30 protein-coding genes are annotated in these 18198 nt (G+C 59.6%); 29 read left to right on the top strand and 1 reads right to left on the bottom strand.

The annotated features are described in order from the left end of the window. From tuf to rplQ, 29 genes are all read left to right on the top strand, one after another. The gene (gene tuf / locus BTW08_RS16925; protein WP_075563685.1) at nucleotides 1-1194 is read left to right on the top strand and encodes an elongation factor Tu; all 1194 of its coding nucleotides are present in this window, start codon (nucleotides 1-3) and stop codon (nucleotides 1192-1194) included. Between the two features lie 175 nt (nucleotides 1195-1369). Next, complete coding sequence (gene rpsJ, locus BTW08_RS16920) at nucleotides 1370-1681, top strand: 30S ribosomal protein S10 (RefSeq protein WP_035470365.1); 312 nt, start codon at nucleotides 1370-1372, stop codon at nucleotides 1679-1681. A 137-nt stretch (nucleotides 1682-1818) separates the two neighbouring features. Further along, complete coding sequence (gene rplC / locus BTW08_RS16915) at nucleotides 1819-2457, top strand: 50S ribosomal protein L3 (protein WP_075563684.1); 639 nt, start codon at nucleotides 1819-1821, stop codon at nucleotides 2455-2457. A gap of 14 nt (nucleotides 2458-2471) precedes the next feature. Continuing rightward, nucleotides 2472-3077, top strand: coding sequence for a 50S ribosomal protein L4 (gene rplD / locus BTW08_RS16910; protein WP_075563683.1), 606 nt, complete (start codon nucleotides 2472-2474; stop codon nucleotides 3075-3077). Further along, a complete protein-coding gene (gene rplW, locus BTW08_RS16905; RefSeq protein ID WP_075563682.1) occupies nucleotides 3074-3370 on the top strand; it encodes a 50S ribosomal protein L23 in 297 nt (98 codons plus the stop codon). Before rplD ends, rplW begins: the two co-directional genes overlap by 4 nt. A 16-nt stretch (nucleotides 3371-3386) precedes the next feature. Further along, the gene (rplB, locus tag BTW08_RS16900; protein WP_075563681.1) at nucleotides 3387-4214 is read left to right on the top strand and encodes a 50S ribosomal protein L2; all 828 of its coding nucleotides are present in this window, start codon (nucleotides 3387-3389) and stop codon (nucleotides 4212-4214) included. Between the two features lie 22 nt (nucleotides 4215-4236). Continuing rightward, the gene (gene rpsS / locus BTW08_RS16895; RefSeq protein ID WP_075563680.1) at nucleotides 4237-4512 is read left to right on the top strand and encodes a 30S ribosomal protein S19; all 276 of its coding nucleotides are present in this window, start codon (nucleotides 4237-4239) and stop codon (nucleotides 4510-4512) included. 17 nt (nucleotides 4513-4529) lie between these two features. Then, on the top strand, nucleotides 4530-4862 hold the full coding sequence (gene rplV, locus BTW08_RS16890; RefSeq protein ID WP_035470378.1) for a 50S ribosomal protein L22: 333 nt from the start codon (nucleotides 4530-4532) through the stop codon (nucleotides 4860-4862). Between the two features lie 11 nt (nucleotides 4863-4873). Next, entirely contained in the window at nucleotides 4874-5575 is a 702-nt protein-coding gene (gene rpsC, locus BTW08_RS16885; protein WP_075563679.1) for a 30S ribosomal protein S3, read from the top strand. Between the two features lie 14 nt (nucleotides 5576-5589). Beyond that, nucleotides 5590-6003: a 50S ribosomal protein L16 gene (rplP, locus tag BTW08_RS16880; protein WP_071230712.1), complete on the top strand. Its 414-nt coding sequence runs from the start codon at nucleotides 5590-5592 to the stop codon at nucleotides 6001-6003. After that, nucleotides 6003-6197 carry a 50S ribosomal protein L29 gene (rpmC, locus tag BTW08_RS16875; protein WP_075563678.1) on the top strand — a complete coding sequence of 65 codons (195 nt, stop codon included), beginning with the start codon at nucleotides 6003-6005 and terminating at the stop codon, nucleotides 6195-6197. Before rplP ends, rpmC begins: the two co-directional genes overlap by 1 nt. Beyond that, entirely contained in the window at nucleotides 6197-6457 is a 261-nt protein-coding gene (rpsQ, locus tag BTW08_RS16870) for a 30S ribosomal protein S17 (protein WP_075563677.1), read from the top strand. Before rpmC ends, rpsQ begins: the two co-directional genes overlap by 1 nt. Nucleotides 6458-6511: 54 nt before the next feature. Further along, nucleotides 6512-6883 (top strand): 50S ribosomal protein L14, encoded by a 372-nt coding sequence (gene rplN / locus BTW08_RS16865; protein ID WP_035470387.1) that lies wholly within the window; start codon nucleotides 6512-6514, stop codon nucleotides 6881-6883. Between the two features lie 14 nt (nucleotides 6884-6897). Then, on the top strand, nucleotides 6898-7215 hold the full coding sequence (gene rplX / locus BTW08_RS16860; protein WP_075563676.1) for a 50S ribosomal protein L24: 318 nt from the start codon (nucleotides 6898-6900) through the stop codon (nucleotides 7213-7215). A gap of 18 nt (nucleotides 7216-7233) precedes the next feature. After that, nucleotides 7234-7773: a 50S ribosomal protein L5 gene (gene rplE / locus BTW08_RS16855; RefSeq protein ID WP_075563675.1), complete on the top strand. Its 540-nt coding sequence runs from the start codon at nucleotides 7234-7236 to the stop codon at nucleotides 7771-7773. A gap of 10 nt (nucleotides 7774-7783) precedes the next feature. Further along, a complete protein-coding gene (rpsN, locus tag BTW08_RS16850) occupies nucleotides 7784-8089 on the top strand; it encodes a 30S ribosomal protein S14 (RefSeq protein ID WP_075563674.1) in 306 nt (101 codons plus the stop codon). 31 nt (nucleotides 8090-8120) lie between these two features. Beyond that, nucleotides 8121-8513 (top strand): 30S ribosomal protein S8, encoded by a 393-nt coding sequence (gene rpsH, locus BTW08_RS16845; RefSeq protein WP_075563673.1) that lies wholly within the window; start codon nucleotides 8121-8123, stop codon nucleotides 8511-8513. A gap of 9 nt (nucleotides 8514-8522) precedes the next feature. After that, nucleotides 8523-9053 (top strand): 50S ribosomal protein L6, encoded by a 531-nt coding sequence (gene rplF, locus BTW08_RS16840; RefSeq protein ID WP_075563672.1) that lies wholly within the window; start codon nucleotides 8523-8525, stop codon nucleotides 9051-9053. Nucleotides 9054-9062: 9 nt separating this feature from the next. After that, complete coding sequence (rplR, locus tag BTW08_RS16835; RefSeq protein ID WP_075563671.1) at nucleotides 9063-9413, top strand: 50S ribosomal protein L18; 351 nt, start codon at nucleotides 9063-9065, stop codon at nucleotides 9411-9413. An 11-nt stretch (nucleotides 9414-9424) separates the two neighbouring features. After that, nucleotides 9425-9925: a 30S ribosomal protein S5 gene (gene rpsE, locus BTW08_RS16830; protein ID WP_075563670.1), complete on the top strand. Its 501-nt coding sequence runs from the start codon at nucleotides 9425-9427 to the stop codon at nucleotides 9923-9925. A gap of 6 nt (nucleotides 9926-9931) precedes the next feature. Continuing rightward, nucleotides 9932-10114: a 50S ribosomal protein L30 gene (gene rpmD, locus BTW08_RS16825; RefSeq protein ID WP_075563669.1), complete on the top strand. Its 183-nt coding sequence runs from the start codon at nucleotides 9932-9934 to the stop codon at nucleotides 10112-10114. Between the two features lie 3 nt (nucleotides 10115-10117). After that, nucleotides 10118-10552, top strand: coding sequence for a 50S ribosomal protein L15 (gene rplO, locus BTW08_RS16820; RefSeq protein WP_075563668.1), 435 nt, complete (start codon nucleotides 10118-10120; stop codon nucleotides 10550-10552). Beyond that, nucleotides 10553-11887: a preprotein translocase subunit SecY gene (gene secY / locus BTW08_RS16815; protein ID WP_075563667.1), complete on the top strand. Its 1335-nt coding sequence runs from the start codon at nucleotides 10553-10555 to the stop codon at nucleotides 11885-11887. 30 nt (nucleotides 11888-11917) lie between these two features. Next, a complete protein-coding gene (rpmJ, locus tag BTW08_RS16810; protein WP_031384759.1) occupies nucleotides 11918-12031 on the top strand; it encodes a 50S ribosomal protein L36 in 114 nt (37 codons plus the stop codon). Between the two features lie 131 nt (nucleotides 12032-12162). Continuing rightward, the gene (gene rpsM, locus BTW08_RS16805) at nucleotides 12163-12519 is read left to right on the top strand and encodes a 30S ribosomal protein S13 (RefSeq protein ID WP_075563666.1); all 357 of its coding nucleotides are present in this window, start codon (nucleotides 12163-12165) and stop codon (nucleotides 12517-12519) included. A 36-nt stretch (nucleotides 12520-12555) separates the two neighbouring features. Beyond that, nucleotides 12556-12942, top strand: coding sequence for a 30S ribosomal protein S11 (gene rpsK / locus BTW08_RS16800; protein WP_009723883.1), 387 nt, complete (start codon nucleotides 12556-12558; stop codon nucleotides 12940-12942). A 12-nt stretch (nucleotides 12943-12954) separates the two neighbouring features. Then, a complete protein-coding gene (gene rpsD / locus BTW08_RS16795; protein ID WP_075563665.1) occupies nucleotides 12955-13575 on the top strand; it encodes a 30S ribosomal protein S4 in 621 nt (206 codons plus the stop codon). Between the two features lie 80 nt (nucleotides 13576-13655). Continuing rightward, nucleotides 13656-14654 carry a DNA-directed RNA polymerase subunit alpha gene (rpoA, locus tag BTW08_RS16790; RefSeq protein ID WP_075563664.1) on the top strand — a complete coding sequence of 333 codons (999 nt, stop codon included), beginning with the start codon at nucleotides 13656-13658 and terminating at the stop codon, nucleotides 14652-14654. Nucleotides 14655-14737: 83 nt separating this feature from the next. Next, nucleotides 14738-15124 carry a 50S ribosomal protein L17 gene (rplQ, locus tag BTW08_RS16785; RefSeq protein WP_075563663.1) on the top strand — a complete coding sequence of 129 codons (387 nt, stop codon included), beginning with the start codon at nucleotides 14738-14740 and terminating at the stop codon, nucleotides 15122-15124. Nucleotides 15125-15322: 198 nt separating this feature from the next. On the opposite strand, the gene uvrA is transcribed toward rplQ, so the two are convergent. Continuing rightward, nucleotides 15323-18175 carry an excinuclease ABC subunit UvrA gene (uvrA, locus tag BTW08_RS16780; protein ID WP_075563662.1) on the bottom strand — a complete coding sequence of 951 codons (2853 nt, stop codon included), beginning with the start codon at nucleotides 18173-18175 and terminating at the stop codon, nucleotides 15323-15325. Nucleotides 18176-18198 lie beyond the last annotated feature (23 nt).

The following is an 18198-nucleotide window of genomic DNA, read 5'->3' as shown; positions in this document are numbered from 1 at the left end:
GTGGCTAAGGAAAAATTTGAACGCTCCAAACCGCACGTCAACGTCGGCACCATCGGTCACGTCGACCATGGTAAGACGACCCTGACAGCGGCACTGACTCGTGTTTCCGCCGAAGTCTTCGGTGGCGAGTGGCGTCAGTTCGACTCTATCGACAACGCTCCGGAAGAGCGCGAGCGTGGTATCACCATCGCCACCGCTCACGTCGAATATCAGTCCGAAGTTCGCCATTACGCGCACGTCGACTGCCCGGGACACGCTGACTACGTCAAGAACATGATCACCGGTGCTGCCCAGATGGACGGCGCGATCCTGGTCTGTTCCGCTGCCGACGGCCCGATGCCGCAGACTCGCGAGCACATCCTGCTTTCGCGTCAGGTTGGTGTTCCGTACATCGTCGTGTTCCTGAACAAGGCCGACATGGTCGATGACGAAGAGCTGCTCGAGCTGGTCGAGATGGAAGTTCGTGAGCTGCTGGCCGAGTACGACTTCCCGGGCGACGACACGCCGATCATCATCGGTTCTGCACTGATGGCGCTGGAAGGCAAGGATGACAACGGCATGGGTACCACCGCCGTTGCCAACCTGATCAAGTCTCTTGACGAGTACATTCCGGAGCCGGAGCGTGCCATCGATCAGCCGTTCCTGATGCCGATCGAAGACGTGTTCTCCATCTCGGGTCGCGGTACCGTTGTGACCGGTCGTGTCGAGCGCGGCATCGTCAAGACTGGCGACGAAGTCGAAATCGTCGGTATCCATGACACCACCAAGACGATTGTCACCGGCGTCGAAATGTTCCGTAAGCTTCTCGACGAAGGTCGTGCTGGCGAGAACGTGGGTGCGCTGCTGCGTGGTACCAAGCGTGATGACGTCGAGCGTGGTCAGGTTCTGGCCAAGCCGGGCACCATCAAGCCGCATACCAAGTTCGAAGCCGAAGTCTACGTCCTGTCCAAGGAAGAAGGCGGTCGTCACACGCCGTTCTTCAAGGGCTACCGTCCGCAGTTCTACTTCCGTACCACCGACGTTACCGGTACCTGTGAACTGCCGGAAGGCGTCGAGATGGTCATGCCGGGCGACAACGTCCAGATGGTCGTGACGCTGATCGCTCCGATCGCCATGGAAGACGGCCTGCGCTTCGCGATTCGCGAAGGTGGTCGTACCGTCGGCGCCGGCGTGGTAGCCAAGATCATCGAGTAAGCGTTTCGATGATGGTTAAAGAAGGGGCGCTCACGCGCCCCTTTTTCTGTATGGGTTTGACGGTCTTCGATAGAGAGGGTGTTTGACTCTCGATCGGGGCTCTCCTATAATGCGCGTCCTTTGAACGCGTGGGTCGACGGCTCGCGCCGTCAGCATCCAGTGGAGCATAAGGTAAATGCAGAACCAGAAGATTCGCATTCGGCTGAAAGCGTTTGACCATCGGCTGATCGATCAGTCGGCTCAGGAGATCGTGGATACGGCCAAGCGCACTGGCGCTCAGGTGCGTGGCCCGATTCCGTTGCCGACGAATCGCGAGCGTTACACCATCCTGATCTCTCCGCACGTCAACAAGGACGCGCGCGATCAGTATGAGATTCGCACGCACAAGCGCGTTCTCGACATCGTCGAGCCGACGGAAAAGACCGTCGATGCGCTGATGAAGCTCGATCTCGCCGCTGGTGTAGACGTGCAGATTAAACTCGACTGAAACCAACACTAGTCACTAGCGGGCGCTGAGTTCAACAGCACCGCCGCGTCGTGAGACGCCATACAATGTGCTAGTGGAATGCTCTGGAAAGGGCAGCCATAGCGGGTGACAGCCCCGTACACTATAGGAGACTGAACATGACTATCGGTTTAGTCGGTAAAAAGGCGGGCATGACCCGTGTTTTCACCGAAGACGGTGCTTCCGTGCCCGTAACCGTTATCGAGGTTGAGCCCAACCGCATCGCCAGCGTCAAGACCGTCGAGTCTGACGGCTATCGTGCGGTGCAGGTCACGACCGGCTCCCGCAAGGCCAAACACCTCACCAAGGCGATTGCTGGTCAATACGCCAAGGCAGGTATCGAGGCCGGCCGTTCGCTGATGGAGTTCCGTCTGACAGAAGACGATGAGACTCCGGAAGTGGGTGGTTCCTTCACCGTATCCCTCTTTGAAGCTGGTCAGAAAGTCGATGTGACCGGTACGTCCAAGGGCAAGGGCTTTCAGGGCGCCGTCAAGCGCTGGAATTTCCGTACCCAGGACAATACCCACGGCAACTCGCTTTCTCACCGTGCGCCAGGTTCCATCGGTCAGTGCCAGACCCCAGGTCGTGTTTTCAAAGGCAAGAAGATGGCCGGTCAGATGGGTAACGAGCGTGTCACCGTCCAGACGCTGGAAGTGGTGCGCATCGATACCGAGCGCAATCTGCTTTTGATCAAGGGCGCCGTGCCAGGTGCACCCGGCAGTGATGTCGTTGTGCGCAGTGCCGTGAAAGCTCGCTGAGGGGACTGAGACCGATGAATCTGAATCTCGTAGGTGCCGCTGGCACCGTCGAAGTGTCCGAAGCGACCTTCGGCAAAGACTTCAACGAAGCGTTGGTGCACCAGGTCGTTACCGCCTATCTGGCGGCTGGCCGCCAGGGCACCCGTGCTCAGAAGAACCGCTCCGACGTACGTGGCGGCGGCAAGAAGCCGTGGCGCCAGAAAGGCACCGGCCGCGCGCGTGCCGGCACCATCCGTTCGCCGATCTGGCGCAGCGGTGGTGTGACGTTCGCCGCTCGTCCGCAGGATTACACGCAGAAGGTCAACCGCAAGATGTATCGTGCGGCCATGCGTTCGATCCTGTCCGAACTGATCCGTCAGGACCGTCTGGTGCTGGTCGAAGAGTTCGCCGTCGAAGCACCCAGAACCAAAGAGCTGGTCGGTAAGCTCAAGGATCTTGAGCTCGAGAAAGTGCTGATCGTCACCGAAGATATCGACGAGAAGCTCTACCTGGCCGCCCGCAACATCCCCAACGTCGATGTCGTCGATGCTGCGGCCGCCGATCCGGTCAGTCTGATTGCCTTCGACAAGGTGCTGATGACCGTCTCCGCTCTGCGTAAATTCGAGGAGAAGCTGGGATGAACCAGGAACGCGTATACAAGGTTCTGCTCGGACCTCACATGACCGAGAAGGCCGCGCTTGCCGCCGAGAACAATCAGTACGTGTTCCGGGTGGCCCAGGACGCGACCAAGCCTGAGATCAAGAAAGCCGTCGAGGCGCTGTTCGGCAAGAAAGTTGCCGGCGTCCAGGTGCTCAACGTCAAGGGCAAGACCAAACGCACTCGCTTCGGCACTGGTCTGCGCAAGGGTTACCGCAAGGCGTACGTAACCTTGGCTGCGGGCGAAACGCTCGAAGACTTCTCTGGCGCCGAGTAAGGCAGGAGTACGGATCATGGCAGTAGTCAAGACAAAACCCACCTCCGCCGGCCGTCGTCACGTCGTCAAAGTCGTCAACGACGAGCTCTTCAAGGGCCGCGCCTACGGTGCGCTGGTCGAGAAGCAGTCGAAGTCGGGTGGGCGTAACAACAATGGCCGCATCACCACGCGTCACGTGGGCGGTGGTCATCGTCAGCATTATCGTTTGATCGATTTCAAGCGCATCAAGGATGGCATCAAGGCCTCCGTCGAGCGCATCGAATACGATCCGAACCGTAGCGCCAACATCGCGCTGCTGAAGTACATGGACGGCGAGCGTCGTTACATCATCGCGCCCAAGACCGTCAAGGTCGGCGACGTGGTGGAGTCCGGTGTCAACGCCGCCATCAAGCGCGGCAACGCGCTGCCGCTGCGTAACATCCCGGTCGGCTCGACGGTGCACTGCATCGAATTGAAGCCGGGCAAGGGTGCGCAGATTGCTCGTAGCGCCGGTGCCAGCGCTCAGCTGGTCGCCCGTGAAGGCAACTACGCCACGCTGCGTCTTCGCTCCGGCGAGATGCGTCGCGTACTGTCCGAGTGCCGTGCGACATTGGGCGAAGTCGGTAACTCTGAGCACAGCCTGCGTCAATTGGGCAAGGCCGGTGCGAAACGTTGGAGAGGGGTGCGCCCGACTGTTCGCGGTGTCGCAATGAACCCGGTGGATCACCCGCACGGCGGCGGTGAAGGCCGCACCAGCGGTGGTCGTCATCCGGTCAGCCCGTGGGGTATCCCCACCAAGGGCCACAAGACCCGCAAGAACAAGCGTACCGACAAGCTCATCGTTCGTCGCCGCAAGTCCAAGTAACAGACATTAAGAGGTAACGGCTGTGCCACGTTCACTGAAGAAAGGTCCTTTCATTGACCTTCATCTGTTGAAGAAGGTCGACGTCGCAACGGAAAAGAACGATCGCAAACCGATCAAGACCTGGTCGCGTCGTTCGATGATCCTGCCGAATATGGTCGGGCTCACCATTGCGGTACATAACGGTCGCCAGCATGTCCCGGTGCATGTCTCCGAGGAAATGGTCGGCCACAAGTTGGGCGAGTTCGCTGCTACCCGCACTTATCGCGGTCATGCGGCGGACAAGAAAGCCAAACGGTAAGCCAAGAGGAATAAGAGATGGAAGTCGCTGCTAAGTTGCGTGGCGCGAGCTTATCCGCCCAGAAGGCCCGTTTGGTGGCTGACCAGGTGCGCGGTAAGCCGGTCGCCGAAGCGCTCGACGTGCTGACCTTCTCACCGAAGAAGGCCGCCAAGTTGGTCAAGAAGGTGTTGCAGTCCGCGATCGCCAATGCGGAAGAAAACAACGGCATGGACATCGACGAGCTGCGTGTCTCGACCATCTGTGTCGATGAGGGCATGACGCTCAAGCGCATTCAACCGCGCGCCAAAGGCCGTGCGGATCGCATTCTGAAGCGCACCTGCCACATCACCGTCAAGGTAGCCGAGAAGTAGGAGTCGACCAGATGGGTCAGAAAGTCAATCCAGTCGGAATCCGACTGGGCATCGTCAAGGATCACACCTCGGTATGGTATGCCGAGCGTGGTGCCTATGCCGACAAGCTGAACAGCGATCTGGAAGTGCGTCGCTACCTCGAGGAGCGTTTGAAGAACGCTTCCGTGAGCCGCATCACCATCGAGCGTCCGGCCAACAACGCCCGTATTACCATTCACACCGCCCGTCCGGGCATCGTGATTGGCAAGAAGGGTGAGGACGTCGATCGTCTGCGTCAGGAAGTCACCCGCATGATGGGTGTGCCGGTACACGTCAACATCGAAGAAGTCCGCAAGCCGGAACTCGACGCCGCTCTGGTCGCGCAGAACATCGCCGGTCAGCTCGAACGTCGTGTGATGTTCCGTCGCGCCATGAAACGAGCCGTTCAGAACGCCATGCGTCTGGGCGCCGGCGGTTTCAAGGTGCAGCTCTCCGGTCGTCTGGGTGGTGCCGAAATCGCACGTACCGAATGGTATCGCGAAGGTCGCGTGCCGCTTCATACGCTGCGTGCCGATATCGATTACGCCACTTACGAAGCCCACACAACCTACGGCGTCATCGGCGTCAAGGTCTGGGTCTTCAAGGGCGAAATCCTCGGGGGCATCGAAGAGGTGCGTGCCAAGCAGAAGCAACAGGCTCAGGCACCCGCATCGAAGAAGAAAGGTTCCAGGTAAGGGGAGACTGATCGATGTTGCAACCCAAGCGTACAAAGTTTCGCAAGGTGCAGAAAGGTCGTAACCGCGGCCTGGCGCATCGCGGCAGCAAGGTGAGTTTCGGGGACTTCGGTCTCAAGGCCACCGATCGCGGCCGCATCACCGCACGTCAGATCGAGGCGGGTCGTCGTGCCATTACCCGTCACGTCAAACGTGGTGGCAAGATCTGGATCCGTGTATTCCCGGACAAGCCGATTACCAACAAGCCTCTCGAGGTTCGTATGGGTAAAGGTAAGGGTTCCGTCGAGTACTGGGTCGCCCAGATTCAGCCGGGCAGAGTGCTTTACGAAATTGAAGGTGTTTCCGAAGAGCTGGCGCGCGAAGCCTTCTCTCTGGCGGCCCAGAAAATGCCCATCTCCACCACCTTTGTGAAACGGACGGTGATGTGATGAAAGCCAACGAAATGCGTGAAAAGTCAGTCGATGCGCTGCAGGAGCAGCTTTTCGAACTGCTCCGCGAGCAGTTCAACCTGCGCATGCAGAAGGCCACCGGCCAGCTGAGCCAGACGCATCTGCTGAAGCAGGTTCGTCGCGACATCGCTCGCGTCAAGACTGTGCTCAACCAGAAGTCAGGTGACCAATGATGGCTGAAGCAAGCAAAGCACGTACGCTCACCGGCAGGGTGGTGAGCGACAAGATGGAAAAATCGATTGTCGTATTGATCGAGCGCCGTGAGCGCCATCCGATCTACGGCAAGTACATGAAGCGCTCCACCAAGCTGCACGCCCACGACGAGACGAATCAGGCCAAGGCCGGCGATCTGGTATCCATTCAGGAATGCCGTCCGCTGTCCAAGAAGAAGGCCTGGGCGTTGGTCGAGGTGGTCGAGCAGGCCAAGGGCTGAGCCCGACAGGCGCCTTCTGAACCAGTGCAGTCAGATTAGGTTTGGAGAAAACCAATGATTCAGACGCAGACAATGCTGGATGTCGCGGACAACAGCGGCGCGCGCCGGGTGCAGTGCATCAAGGTGCTGGGCGGTTCACACCGCCGTTACGCTCGCGTTGGCGACGTCATTAAAGTGACGGTCAAAGAAGCCATCCCGCGGGGCAAGGTCAAGAAAGGCCAGGTCCTCAAGGCGGTGGTGGTGCGTACGCGCAGCGGTGTCCGTCGTAACGACGGTTCGCTGATCCGCTTCGACGGAAATGCGGCGGTTCTGTTGAACAACACCAACGAACAGCCGATCGGCACCCGTATCTTCGGACCGGTAACTCGTGAACTGCGTAACGAAAAGTTCATGAAGATCATTTCCTTGGCGCCCGAAGTGCTGTAAGGAGCGAGGCGGATATGCACAAGATCAAACGTGACGACGAAGTTATCGTCATCGCCGGCAAGGACAAGGGCAAGCGTGGCACGATCAAGCGCGTCCTCGAAAACGATCGTTATGTCGTTTCGGGCGTGAACATGATCAAGCGCCACACCAAGCCCAATCCTATGGTTGGCAACCCGGGGGGTATCGTCGAGCGTGAGGCTCCGATCCATGCGTCTAACGTGGCGATCTTCAATGCGGAGACCGGCAAAGCGGATCGCGTCGGCTTCCAGCTGCAGGAAGACGGTACCAAGGTACGTATCTACAAGTCGACGCAGAAGCAGATCGACGCCTAACGCGAGTCGGGTAGCAAAATGGCGAACTTGAAAGAACGTTATCAAAACGAAGTCATGGCTCAGCTCAAAGAGCAGTTCAGCTATGCCAACGTTATGCAGGTGCCCCGGATCACCAAAGTGACCCTGAACATGGGCATCGGCGAAGCGACCAGCGACAAAAAGCTGATCGACAATGCTGTCGGCGACCTGGAGAAGCTCTCCGGGCAGAAGCCGGTAGTGACCAAGGCGCGCAAGTCCATCGCAGGCTTCAAAGTCCGCGAAGGCTGGCCGATTGGCGTCAAGGTGACGCTGCGCCGCGAACGGATGTGGGAATTTCTGGACCGGCTGGTCAACATCGCGATTCCTCGCGTACGTGACTTCCGCGGCCTGAACCCGAAATCCTTCGACGGACGTGGCAACTACTCCATGGGCGTACGGGAGCAGATCATCTTTCCGGAGATCGAATATGATAAGATCGACCGGATTCGTGGTCTGGATGTCACCATTACGACCAGCGCCATCACCGACGAAGAAGGTCGTGCGCTGCTCAGCGCGCTGAACTTCCCGTTCAAGCAATAAGGGTGGATTCATGGCAAAGAAAAGCATGATTGAGCGTGAGCTCAAGCGCGCGAAGCTGGTCGACAAATACGCCGCCAAGCGTACCGCGCTGAAAACCGTCATTTATGACGTCAATGCTTCTGACGAAGAGCGCTTCGACGCTCAGCTGAAGCTGCAACAGTTGCCGCGGGACTCCAGTCAGGTCCGTCAGCGCAACCGCTGCCGCATTACTGGTCGTCCGCACGGTTACTATAACAAGTTCGGACTGGCCCGTAACAAGCTGCGCGAAGCTGCGATGCGTGGCGACGTCCCTGGACTGAAGAAGTCCAGCTGGTAAGCCACGTCGAGGAATTCAGGAGCGCAATGTAATGAGCATGCAAGATACTCTGGCGGATATGTGTACTCGTATCCGTAATGCGCAGATGGCCACCAAGGAGACGGTTACCATGCCGTCTTCCAAGCTCAAGGTTGAAGTGGCCCGCGTACTCAAGCAGGAAGGCTACATCACCGACGCTACGGTCACTGAAGGCGCCAAGCCCGAATTGACCGTGACCCTCAAGTACTTCGAGGGCAAGCCGGTCATCGAGCACCTCCAGCGTATGTCCAAGCCGTCACTGCGGATCTACAAGGGCAAGAGTGAACTGCCCAAGATCGCGGACGGTCTGGGTGTGGCGATCGTCACCACCTCTCAGGGTGTCATGACCGATCGTGCCGCACGCCAGGCGGGTGTCGGTGGTGAAGTCATCTGCACCGTATTCTAGGAGTGAGAAATGTCTCGCGTAGCCAAGTATCCGGTTAAACTGCCCAGCGGCGTCGAAGCGAAGCTCGACGGCGACCAGCTGTCCGTCAAGGGCGGCCAGGGCACGCTTGAACTGACCGTGCATCCCGACGTGAAGATCACTCAGGAAGACGGTCAGCTGGTTTTCGTCCCGAGCGAAACGGCGAAAACTTGGGCCATGGTCGGCACCACGCGTGCCCTGGTCCAGAATATGGTCACCGGCGCCTCCGAGGGTTTCACTCGGTCGCTGGAAATCAATGGCGTCGGCTATCGTGCCCAGGCTAGTGGCAAGACGCTGAACCTAACACTCGGTTTCTCACATCCGATCGACTACACACTGCCCGAAGGTGTCACGGCGGAAACGCCCAAGAACACCGTGATTGTGCTGAAAAGCGCGGACAAGCAGAAGCTCGGTCAGGTGGCAGCGGAAATTCGTGCGTTCCGTCCGCCGGAGCCCTACAAGGGCAAAGGGGTGCGGTACAGCGACGAACGTGTCCGCCGCAAAGAAGCCAAGAAGAAGTAAGGCAGGGTTATGAACGCGAAGAAAGAATCTCGTCTCCGTCGTGCCCGCCGCGCCCGTGCCAAGATCCGCGACTTGGGTGTGTTTCGCCTGTGCGTCAACCGCACCCCGCGACACATGTATGCGCAGATCATCTCACCGGACGGCGGCCAGGTACTGGCCAGCGCTTCCACGCTGGACAAGAGCCTGCGCGAAGGTGCCACGGGCAACGCTGACGCGGCTGCCAAGGTGGGTGCTCTGATTGCCGAGCGCGCCAAGGATGCCGGCATCTCTCAGGTTGCTTTTGACCGCGCCGGGTTCCAGTACCACGGGCGTGTCAAAGCGTTGGCTGATGCCGCACGCGAAGGCGGTCTGCAATTCTAAAGGGTTTTACGATGGCGAATAACGAACAGAAGGGCGGAGATCTGCAAGAGAAGTTGGTGCAGGTCAACCGCGTCGCCAAGGTGGTCAAGGGTGGCCGTATCTTCGGTTTCACCGCGCTGACCGTCGTTGGCGATGGCAATGGCCGGGTTGGCTTCGGTCGCGGCAAGGCACGCGAAGTGCCGGTCGCGATCCAGAAGGCCATGGACCAGGCTCGCCGCAACATGGTCAAGGTCAGCCTCAGCGGCAGCACGCTGCAGTACCCTGTGCGCTCCCGTCACGGTGCGTCCAAGGTCTACATGCAGCCGGCTTCCGAAGGTACCGGCATCATCGCCGGTGGCGCGATGCGCTCCGTGCTCGAACTGGCCGGTGTGCATGACGTTCTGGCCAAGTGCTACGGTTCCACCAACCCGGTGAACGTGGTTCGTGCCACGATCAAGGGGCTCGAATCCATGCAATCTCGGGATGACATCGCCGCCAAGCGTGGCCTGTCTGTCGAAGAGCTGGCGGGGTAACGGACCATGGCACAGACGATCAAAATCACTCAGACCCGCAGCACTATCGGTGTTTTGCAGAAGCACAGGGCGACAATGACCGGTCTCGGTCTGCGTCGAATTGGGCACTCGGTCGAGCTGGAAGACACCCCCGCCGTTCGCGGCATGATCAACAAGGTCAACTACCTTGTTCGAATCGAGGGAGAGTAATCCATGAAACTCAATAGCTTAAGCCCGGCTCCGGGTTCCAAGCACGCTGAAAAGCGTCTTGGTCGCGGTATCGGTTCTGGCCTGGGCAAGACCGGTGGCCGTGGTCACAAGGGCTTGAAGTCTCGCTCTGGTGGCTCGGTCAAGCCGGGCTTCGAGGGCGGTCAAATGCCTTTGCAGCGTCGTCTGCCGAAATTCGGTTTCACCTCGCGCAAGTCGCTGGTGTCCGAAGAAGTCCGCCTTGCCGAACTGGGCAAGGTCGAAGGCGACGTCGCTGATCTCGCCAGTCTGAAGAAGGCCAACGTGCTCAAGAACGCAACCGAGTACGCCAAGGTCGTTCTTTCCGGCGAGTTGAGCAAAGCGGTTACCGTGCGTGGCCTCAAGGTCACCAAAGGTGCGCGTGCTGCGATCGAAGCGGCCGGTGGCAAAGTAGAGGACTAAATGGCTAAGTCAGGAAACATGCCGGCGAACAAGGGTAGTGGTCTCAGCGAGCTGTGGGCACGCCTGCGTTTCGTCTTTATCGCGATCGTGGTGTACCGCATTGGTGCCCACATCCCCGTCCCCGGCATCGATCCTGACCAGCTGGCTGCCCTGTTTCGGGAGAACCAGGGCACCATCCTGGGCATGTTCAACATGTTCTCGGGGGGTGCGCTGCAGCGCATGAGTATCTTCGCGCTGGGGATCATGCCGTACATCTCCGCGTCGATCATCATGCAGCTTCTGACCGCGGTATCGCCTCAGCTCGAAGCGCTGAAGAAGGAAGGCGAGGCCGGGCGTCGCAAGATCAACCAGTACACCCGCTACGGCACGGTGTTGCTGGCGCTGATCCAGGCGACCGGCATGTCAGTTGGTCTGGTCAGTCAGGGCGTTGCTTACTCTGGTGACATCAGTTTCTATTTCACCGCCGTCGTGACCTTCGTGGCCGGTGCGGTATTCCTGATGTGGCTGGGCGAGCAGATCACCGAGAAAGGGATCGGCAACGGCATTTCGCTGATCATCTTTTCCGGCATCGTGGCAGGCCTGCCCAACGCGATCGGTCAGTCGTTCGAGTTGGCGCGGAACGACGGCGCCTGGAACGTACTGCCGCTGTTGGCGTTGGCGATTCTGGGTATCGCGACGATTGCCTTCGTGGTGTTCATCGAGCGTGGACAGCGCCGTATCACGGTGAACTATCCGCGTCGTCAGGTCGGCAATAAGATGTATGCCGGTCAGAGCAGCTATCTGCCGCTGAAGGTCAACATGGCGGGTGTCATTCCGCCGATCTTCGCGTCCAGCATTCTGCTGTTTCCCGGTTCGATCGGCCAGTGGCTGGGCCAGAGCGATGGCTTCGAGTGGCTGCAGGTTGCCTCTCAACAGCTCGCCCCGGGTGCGCCGCTGTACATCATCCTGTTCGCGGCGGCAGTGCTGTTCTTCTGCTTCTTCTATACGGCGTTGGTGTTCAATCCGAAGGATGTCGCCGACAACCTGAAGAAGTCCGGTGCCTTTCTGCCGGGGATTCGTCCGGGAGAGCAGACCGCACGCTACGTCGACAAGGTGATGACGCGTCTGACCCTGTTCGGGGCGCTCTACATCACGCTGGTCTCGTTGATGCCGCAGTTCCTGATGGTGGCCTGGCAGGTGCCGTTCTACTTTGGCGGTACGTCGCTGCTGATCGTGGTGGTGGTAATCATGGACTTCATGGCCCAGGTTCAGTCTCATCTGATGTCTCATCAGTATGAGTCGGTGATGAAGAAATCGAACCTGAAGGGCTACGGTAGCGGTGGCCTGACGCGCTGAGCCTCCGCCAGAGAGCATTTGGAGAGAACGATGAAAGTTCGAGCTTCTGTAAAGAAAATGTGCCGTAACTGCAAGATCATTCGGCGCAATGGCGCGGTTCGTGTAATTTGCACCGAACCTCGTCACAAGCAGCGTCAGGGTTAATTCGATCCCTACGCTGTGAGTAAAAAGCGGGCCATTGGCATACCCCTTGCCTTGAGAGAGGTCAGGGGGTATGCTATTGCGCCCTTCGTGGAAGACTAACGAGCAAGCCGCTCAACATTCGGAGTAAGCTGATGGCCCGTATTGCAGGCGTCAATATCCCGGACAACAAGCATGCGGCGATCTCGCTGACCTACATCTACGGGATTGGCCGCACGCGCGCAGAAGCAGTTTGCGTTGCTGCCGGTATCGCACCGACCACTAAGGTCCAGGAACTGTCTGGCGAAGAGCTCGACGTCCTGCGTACCGAAGTGGGTAAGTACACCGTAGAAGGCGACCTTCGCCGTGATGTGACGCTGAATATCAAGCGCCTCATGGACTTGGGTTGTTACCGAGGTCTGCGCCATCGTCGTGGTCTACCGCTGCGTGGTCAGCGTACCAAGACCAATGCGCGTACCCGTAAGGGACCGCGTAAACCGATTCGTAAGTAATTAACGTTCCGGCGTTTAAGATCAGGATACATCAACATGGCTAACCCGCGTAGTAACCGTAAAAAGGTTAAAAAGCAGGTTGTGGACGCCGTCGCGCACATCCACGCCTCTTTTAACAATACGATCGTGACGATCACAGACCGCCAGGGCAATGCGCTTTCTTGGGCAACAGCCGGTGGTTCGGGTTTTCGTGGTTCTCGCAAGAGCACCCCGTTCGCAGCTCAAGTAGCGAGTGAACGTGCAGCGACTGCTGCAGCCGAGTATGGTGTGAAAAACGTCGACGTGCTGGTCAAGGGCCCAGGTCCTGGCCGTGAGTCTGCCGTGCGAGCACTCAATGCCGCCGGCTTCCGTGTACAGAGCATTACTGACGCGACGCCGATCCCGCACAACGGTTGCCGTCCGCCGAAGAAACGCCGCGTCTAAGGAGACTGACTCATGGCTCGTTATCTAGGTCCCAAGTGTAAACTGTCTCGTCGTGAAGGTACCGACCTCTTTCTCAAGAGCGGTGTCACTCCCTTCGAGAAGAAGTGCAAATCCGAGCAGATCCCGGGTGTGCACGGCCAGCGCCGTCAGCGTCTTTCCGACTACGGCTTGCAGCTTCGTGAGAAGCAGAAAGTACGTCGCATCTATGGCGTACTCGAGAAACAGTTCCGCAACTACTACAAGGAAGCCGCTCGCCTGAAAGGGGCGACCGGTGAATCCTTGCTGCAGCTGCTGGAATGCCGACTGGACAACGTGGTCTATCGCATGGGCTTCGGCTCCACGCGTAACGAATCACGCCAGTTGGTCAGCCACAAGGCGATTATGGTCAATGGCCGTACCGTCAACGTGGCGTCCTATCAGGTGCGTCCCGGCGACGTCGTGTCTGTTCGCGAGAAGGCCAAGAACCAGGCCCGTATCCAGCAGGCCCTGTCCATCGCTGCCAACCGTGGCGACGTGACGTGGATCGACATCGATTCGAAGAAGATGGAAGGCACTTTCAAGGCTGTCCCGGAACGCGGTGACCTGTCTGCCGACATCAACGAAAACCTGATCGTCGAGCTGTATTCCAAGTAAGTCTGGGATCGGGTCGCTAGCGCGGCCCGACTCCAGCCTGGAGTACCGAATTTCGTTTGGCAGCCTGGGAAGGTGTTCATATGCAGCGTTCAGTGACAGAGTTTCTCCGTCCCCGCGACATCAAGGTCGAAGAGGTCAGTGCACATCACGCAAAGATCGTGCTGGAACCCTTCGAACGTGGTTTCGGCCATACCCTGGGGAATGCGCTGCGTCGCATCCTGCTCTCTTCGATGCCCGGCTGCGCCGTGGTCGAAGCGGAAATCGAAGGCGTGTTGCATGAATACAGCGCCATCGAGGGTGTTCAGGAAGACGTCATCGAGATTCTGCTGAATCTCAAGGACGTGGCCATCAGGATGCACGGCCGCGACGAAGCCGTTCTTACCTTGAACAAGCAGGGCCCCGGTGTAATGACCGCAGGTGACATTGCCGTCGGTCATGACGTCGAGATCGTCAATCCGGAGCATGTAATCGCTCACCTCAACGATGGCAGCGAGCTGAAAATGCAGCTGAAGATCGTTCAGGGTCGCGGTTACGAGCCCGCGGATGCGCGGCTCTCCGACGAGGACGAATCTCGCGCCATCGGTCGTCTGCAGCTGGATGCGACATTCAGCCCCGTTCGCCGTGTGTCCTACTCGGTGGAAGCGGCTCGTGTCGAACAGCGCACCGACCTCGATAAGCTGGTCATCGATCTCGAAACTGATGGCACCCTGGACCCTGAAGAAGCGATTCGCCGTAGCGCGACCATTCTTCAGGAGCAGTTGGGCGCCTTCGTCGACCTCGAAGCCGACAGAGAGCAGGAAATCGAAGAGGAAGAAGATCAGATCGATCCGATTCTTCTGCGTCCCGTGGATGATCTCGAACTCACGGTTCGCAGCGCCAACTGCTTGAAGGCCGAGAATATTTACTACATTGGCGATTTGATTCAGCGCACGGAAGTCGAGCTGCTCAAGACGCCGAACCTTGGCAAGAAGTCCTTGAACGAGATCAAGGACGTGTTGGCTTCGCGCGGTCTTTCGCTGGGCATGCGGCTGGAAAGCTGGCCGCCCGCGAGTCTGAAAGACGACAAGGCTTCAGCCTAGAGGCGATAGCGCCGGAGTTCCGGCTCCGGCGCCGTCTTCCAGCGTGCCGACTCGAATCACCAGTTTGGTAAGGAATAGCAATCATGCGTCATCGTAAGAGTGGTCGTCATCTGAATCGGACCAGCTCGCACCGGCACGCCATGTTCAAGAACATGTGCATCTCGCTGGTCGAGCATGAAGTGATCAAGACTACCCTGCCCAAAGCCAAGGAGCTGCGTCGTCATATCGAGCCGCTGATTACCTTGTCAAAGCAGGATAGCGTGGCGAATCGCCGTCTGGCGTTCAGCCGCACCCGCTCCAAGGAAGCCGTTGGCAAGCTCTTCAACGAGCTTGGTCCGCGTTACGTCAATCGCCCGGGCGGCTACGTCCGTGTGCTGAAGTGCGGTTTCCGCACCGGCGACAACGCACCAATGGCCTACGTCGAGCTGGTCGATCGTCCGGTCGTGGAAGAAGCTGTCGGGGAAGAATAAGCCCTCAGCTTGTCGCACGACAACAAACCGGCTGCCCAAGTAATTGGGCAGCCGGTTTTTTTTGGCCAGGTGCTGGCTGGAGTCGGCAGGGTATTGCCTGAATGCTGATTGAACCCCGGGCCCGTTAATGCAGCCCGGCGATATCAGGTCGAGAGTGCAGTATCGACGGCGGCGCCGTTCGGCGCCGCCCATGAGCCGTCAGGCGCGTTTCGCCTTACGGACTTTGGGCTCGGGCAGCAGTGGTGCCAGGAAGCGCCCGGTGTGGGATTGCTCGAGCGCGGCCACCTGCTCGGGCGTTCCTTCGGCGATGATGCGGCCGCCACCTGAGCCACCTTCCGGGCCGAGATCGATCACCCAGTCGGCAGTCTTGATCACGTCCAGGTTGTGTTCGATCACCACCACCGTGTTGCCATGATCGCGCAGCCGGTGAAGAACGCCCAGCAGCTGACGAATATCCTCGAAGTGCAGGCCCGTCGTCGGCTCATCGAGGATATACAGCGTCTGCCCGGTATCGCGCTTGGCCAGCTCGCGAGCCAGCTTGACGCGTTGCGCTTCGCCGCCGGAGAGCGTCGTGGCGCTCTGGCCCAGGCGGACGTAGGAGAGCCCCACGTCCATCAGCGTCTGCAGGCGCCGTGCGATCGCCGGCACCGGGCTGAAGAACTCCAGCGCTTCCTCGATGGTCATCTCAAGCACTTCGTGGATGCTCTTGCCCTTGTAGTGAATCTCCAGGGTCTCGCGGTTGTAGCGTTTGCCCTTGCAGACGTCGCAGGGCACGTAGATGTCCGGCAGAAAATGCATCTCCACCTTGATCATGCCTTCGCCCTGACACGCCTCGCAGCGGCCGCCCTTGACGTTGAAACTGAACCGCCCCGGCTTGTAGCCGCGGGCGCGGGCTTCCTGCGTCCCCGAGAATAGTTCGCGGATCGGGGTAAAGATGCCGGTGTAGGTGGCCGGGTTGGAGCGCGGCGTCCGGCCGATCGGGCTCTGGTCGATATCGATGATCTTGTCGAGCTGATCGAGCCCCTCGATGCTGCGGTAGGGGGCCGCCGTCAGCGTGGTCGCGCGATTGAGCTCACGCGCCGCGATCGGCATCAGCGTCGAGTTGATCAGCGTCGACTTGCCGGAGCCGGAAACGCCGGTCACGCACACGAACAGTCCCAATGGCAGCGCCAGATCGACGTCCTGCAGGTTGTTGCCGCTGGCGCCGCGCAGATGAAGCTGCTTCTCCGGATTGCCCGGGATTCGATACGGCGGCACTTCGATACGGCGCTTGCCGGACAGATACTGCCCGGTCAGCGAGTCCGGGGTGGCCTCAATATCGGCGGGCGTGCCCTGAGCGACGATCTGGCCGCCATGAACCCCGGCGCCCGGGCCGATATCCAGCACATGATCAGCGGCGCGAATGGCGTCTTCGTCGTGCTCGACCACGATCACCGTGTTGCCCAGATCGCGCAATCGAATCAGCGTCTGCAGCAGGCGCTCGTTGTCACGCTGGTGAAGGCCGATCGACGGCTCATCGAGGATGTACATCACCCCGACCAGGCCAGCCCCGATCTGGCTGGCCAGGCGGATGCGCTGCGCCTCGCCGCCGGAAAGCGTGTCGGCGCTGCGCTCCAGGGTCAGATAGTCGAGACCCACGTTGACCAGGAATTCCAGACGCGCGTGGATTTCGTGAACGATCTTGACCGCAATTTCGCCCTTGCGGCCCGGCAACGTGACCTGGCGGAAATACTCCCAGGCCTCGCCCACCGGCATACGGGTCAGAGTCGGCAGATTGTTGCCGTCGATGAAGACGTGACGAGCTTCGCGCTTGAGGCGAGTACCGTCGCAGGTCGGGCAGGGACGCACCGCCAGATATTTGGAGAGGTCGTCGCGCACCATCGACGACTCGGTTTCCCGGTAGCGCCGCTCGAGATTGGGCAATACGCCTTCGAAGGGGTGTTCGCGGGTGACCTTGCGGCCCCGATCGTTGACATAGCTGAACGCGACTTCGTCCTTGCCGCTGCCGTTGAGCACCAGGTCGCGCTCGTGCCGGGCGAGTTCGCTCCACGGCGTGTCCAGCGTGAAGCGATAATGCTCGGCGACCGCCTGCAACTGGCTGAAATAGTAGATGCTGCGACGGTCCCAGCCCTTGATCGCCCCTTCGGCCAGCGATAGCTCCGGATGACTGATCAGCTTGTCGGGATCGAAGAACTGACGCACGCCGAGGCCGTCGCAGGTCGGGCAGGCGCCGGCGGGGTTGTTGAACGAGAACAGCCGCGGCTCGAGCTCGGAGAGCGAATAGCCGCAGATAGGGCAGGCGAAACGCGACGAAAAGGCCAGATTTTCCTGCTCGCCGTCCATGAAGTGGATGATCGCGGTGCCGTCGGCCAGATTGAGCGCGGTCTCGAACGATTCCGCCAGACGCTGCTGCAGATCGGGGCGAACCTTGATGCGATCGACCACCACGCTGATGTCGTGCTTGCGCTTCTTGTCGAGATCCGGCACATCGTCGAGCTCGACGGTATGGCCGTCGATCACCGCGCGCACGAACCCCTGGGCGCGCAGCTCGCTCAGCAGCTGGAGATGCTCGCCCTTGCGGCCTTTGACCACTGGCGCCAGCAGCATCAGCCGGCTGCCTTCCGGCAGCGTCAGCACCTGATCGACCATCTGCGAGACCGTCTGGGCCTCGAGCTCCTCGTCGTGATCGGGACACCGCGGCGTACCGGCACGGGCGAACAGCAGGCGCAGATAGTCGTAGATCTCGGTGATCGTGCCCACGGTGGAGCGCGGATTGTGCGAAGTCGATTTCTGCTCGATGGAGATGGCCGGCGACAGTCCTTCGATATGGTCGACGTCGGGCTTTTCCATCATCGACAGGAACTGGCGGGCGTAGGTTGACAGGGACTCGACGTAACGTCGCTGTCCTTCGGCGTAAAGCGTGTCGAATGCGAGTGAAGACTTACCCGAACCGGAGAGACCGGTTACCACGATCAACTTGTCGCGCGGCAGTTCGACATCAATGTTCTTCAGGTTATGGGTCCGTGCGCCCCTGACCAGAATGCTGTCCATGACTACCTCGTGCTGCGACGCGG

Origin of the sequence: Salinicola sp. MH3R3-1, from assembly GCF_001937155.1 — a bacterium.
GTDB lineage: Bacteria > Pseudomonadota > Gammaproteobacteria > Pseudomonadales > Halomonadaceae > Salinicola > Salinicola halophyticus.
This window is presented reverse-complemented; position numbering and strand designations above follow the sequence as displayed.

Coding starts and splice junctions, on each gene's coding strand:
- rpsJ (WP_035470365.1), top strand. CDS start 1,370: ATGCAGAACCAGAAGATTCGCATTCGGCTGAAAGCGTTTGACCATCGG.
- rplC (WP_075563684.1), top strand. CDS start 1,819: ATGACTATCGGTTTAGTCGGTAAAAAGGCGGGCATGACCCGTGTTTTC.
- rplD (WP_075563683.1), top strand. CDS start 2,472: ATGAATCTGAATCTCGTAGGTGCCGCTGGCACCGTCGAAGTGTCCGAA.
- rplW (WP_075563682.1), top strand. CDS start 3,074: ATGAACCAGGAACGCGTATACAAGGTTCTGCTCGGACCTCACATGACC.
- rplB (WP_075563681.1), top strand. CDS start 3,387: ATGGCAGTAGTCAAGACAAAACCCACCTCCGCCGGCCGTCGTCACGTC.
- rplV (WP_035470378.1), top strand. CDS start 4,530: ATGGAAGTCGCTGCTAAGTTGCGTGGCGCGAGCTTATCCGCCCAGAAG.
- rpsC (WP_075563679.1), top strand. CDS start 4,874: ATGGGTCAGAAAGTCAATCCAGTCGGAATCCGACTGGGCATCGTCAAG.
- rplP (WP_071230712.1), top strand. CDS start 5,590: ATGTTGCAACCCAAGCGTACAAAGTTTCGCAAGGTGCAGAAAGGTCGT.
- rpmC (WP_075563678.1), top strand. CDS start 6,003: ATGAAAGCCAACGAAATGCGTGAAAAGTCAGTCGATGCGCTGCAGGAG.
- rpsQ (WP_075563677.1), top strand. CDS start 6,197: ATGGCTGAAGCAAGCAAAGCACGTACGCTCACCGGCAGGGTGGTGAGC.
- rplN (WP_035470387.1), top strand. CDS start 6,512: ATGATTCAGACGCAGACAATGCTGGATGTCGCGGACAACAGCGGCGCG.
- rplX (WP_075563676.1), top strand. CDS start 6,898: ATGCACAAGATCAAACGTGACGACGAAGTTATCGTCATCGCCGGCAAG.
- rplE (WP_075563675.1), top strand. CDS start 7,234: ATGGCGAACTTGAAAGAACGTTATCAAAACGAAGTCATGGCTCAGCTC.
- rpsN (WP_075563674.1), top strand. CDS start 7,784: ATGGCAAAGAAAAGCATGATTGAGCGTGAGCTCAAGCGCGCGAAGCTG.
- rpsH (WP_075563673.1), top strand. CDS start 8,121: ATGAGCATGCAAGATACTCTGGCGGATATGTGTACTCGTATCCGTAAT.
- rplF (WP_075563672.1), top strand. CDS start 8,523: ATGTCTCGCGTAGCCAAGTATCCGGTTAAACTGCCCAGCGGCGTCGAA.
- rplR (WP_075563671.1), top strand. CDS start 9,063: ATGAACGCGAAGAAAGAATCTCGTCTCCGTCGTGCCCGCCGCGCCCGT.
- rpsE (WP_075563670.1), top strand. CDS start 9,425: ATGGCGAATAACGAACAGAAGGGCGGAGATCTGCAAGAGAAGTTGGTG.
- rpmD (WP_075563669.1), top strand. CDS start 9,932: ATGGCACAGACGATCAAAATCACTCAGACCCGCAGCACTATCGGTGTT.
- rplO (WP_075563668.1), top strand. CDS start 10,118: ATGAAACTCAATAGCTTAAGCCCGGCTCCGGGTTCCAAGCACGCTGAA.
- secY (WP_075563667.1), top strand. CDS start 10,553: ATGGCTAAGTCAGGAAACATGCCGGCGAACAAGGGTAGTGGTCTCAGC.
- rpmJ (WP_031384759.1), top strand. CDS start 11,918: ATGAAAGTTCGAGCTTCTGTAAAGAAAATGTGCCGTAACTGCAAGATC.
- rpsM (WP_075563666.1), top strand. CDS start 12,163: ATGGCCCGTATTGCAGGCGTCAATATCCCGGACAACAAGCATGCGGCG.
- rpsK (WP_009723883.1), top strand. CDS start 12,556: ATGGCTAACCCGCGTAGTAACCGTAAAAAGGTTAAAAAGCAGGTTGTG.
- rpsD (WP_075563665.1), top strand. CDS start 12,955: ATGGCTCGTTATCTAGGTCCCAAGTGTAAACTGTCTCGTCGTGAAGGT.
- rpoA (WP_075563664.1), top strand. CDS start 13,656: ATGCAGCGTTCAGTGACAGAGTTTCTCCGTCCCCGCGACATCAAGGTC.
- rplQ (WP_075563663.1), top strand. CDS start 14,738: ATGCGTCATCGTAAGAGTGGTCGTCATCTGAATCGGACCAGCTCGCAC.
- uvrA (WP_075563662.1), bottom strand. CDS start 18,175: ATGGACAGCATTCTGGTCAGGGGCGCACGGACCCATAACCTGAAGAAC.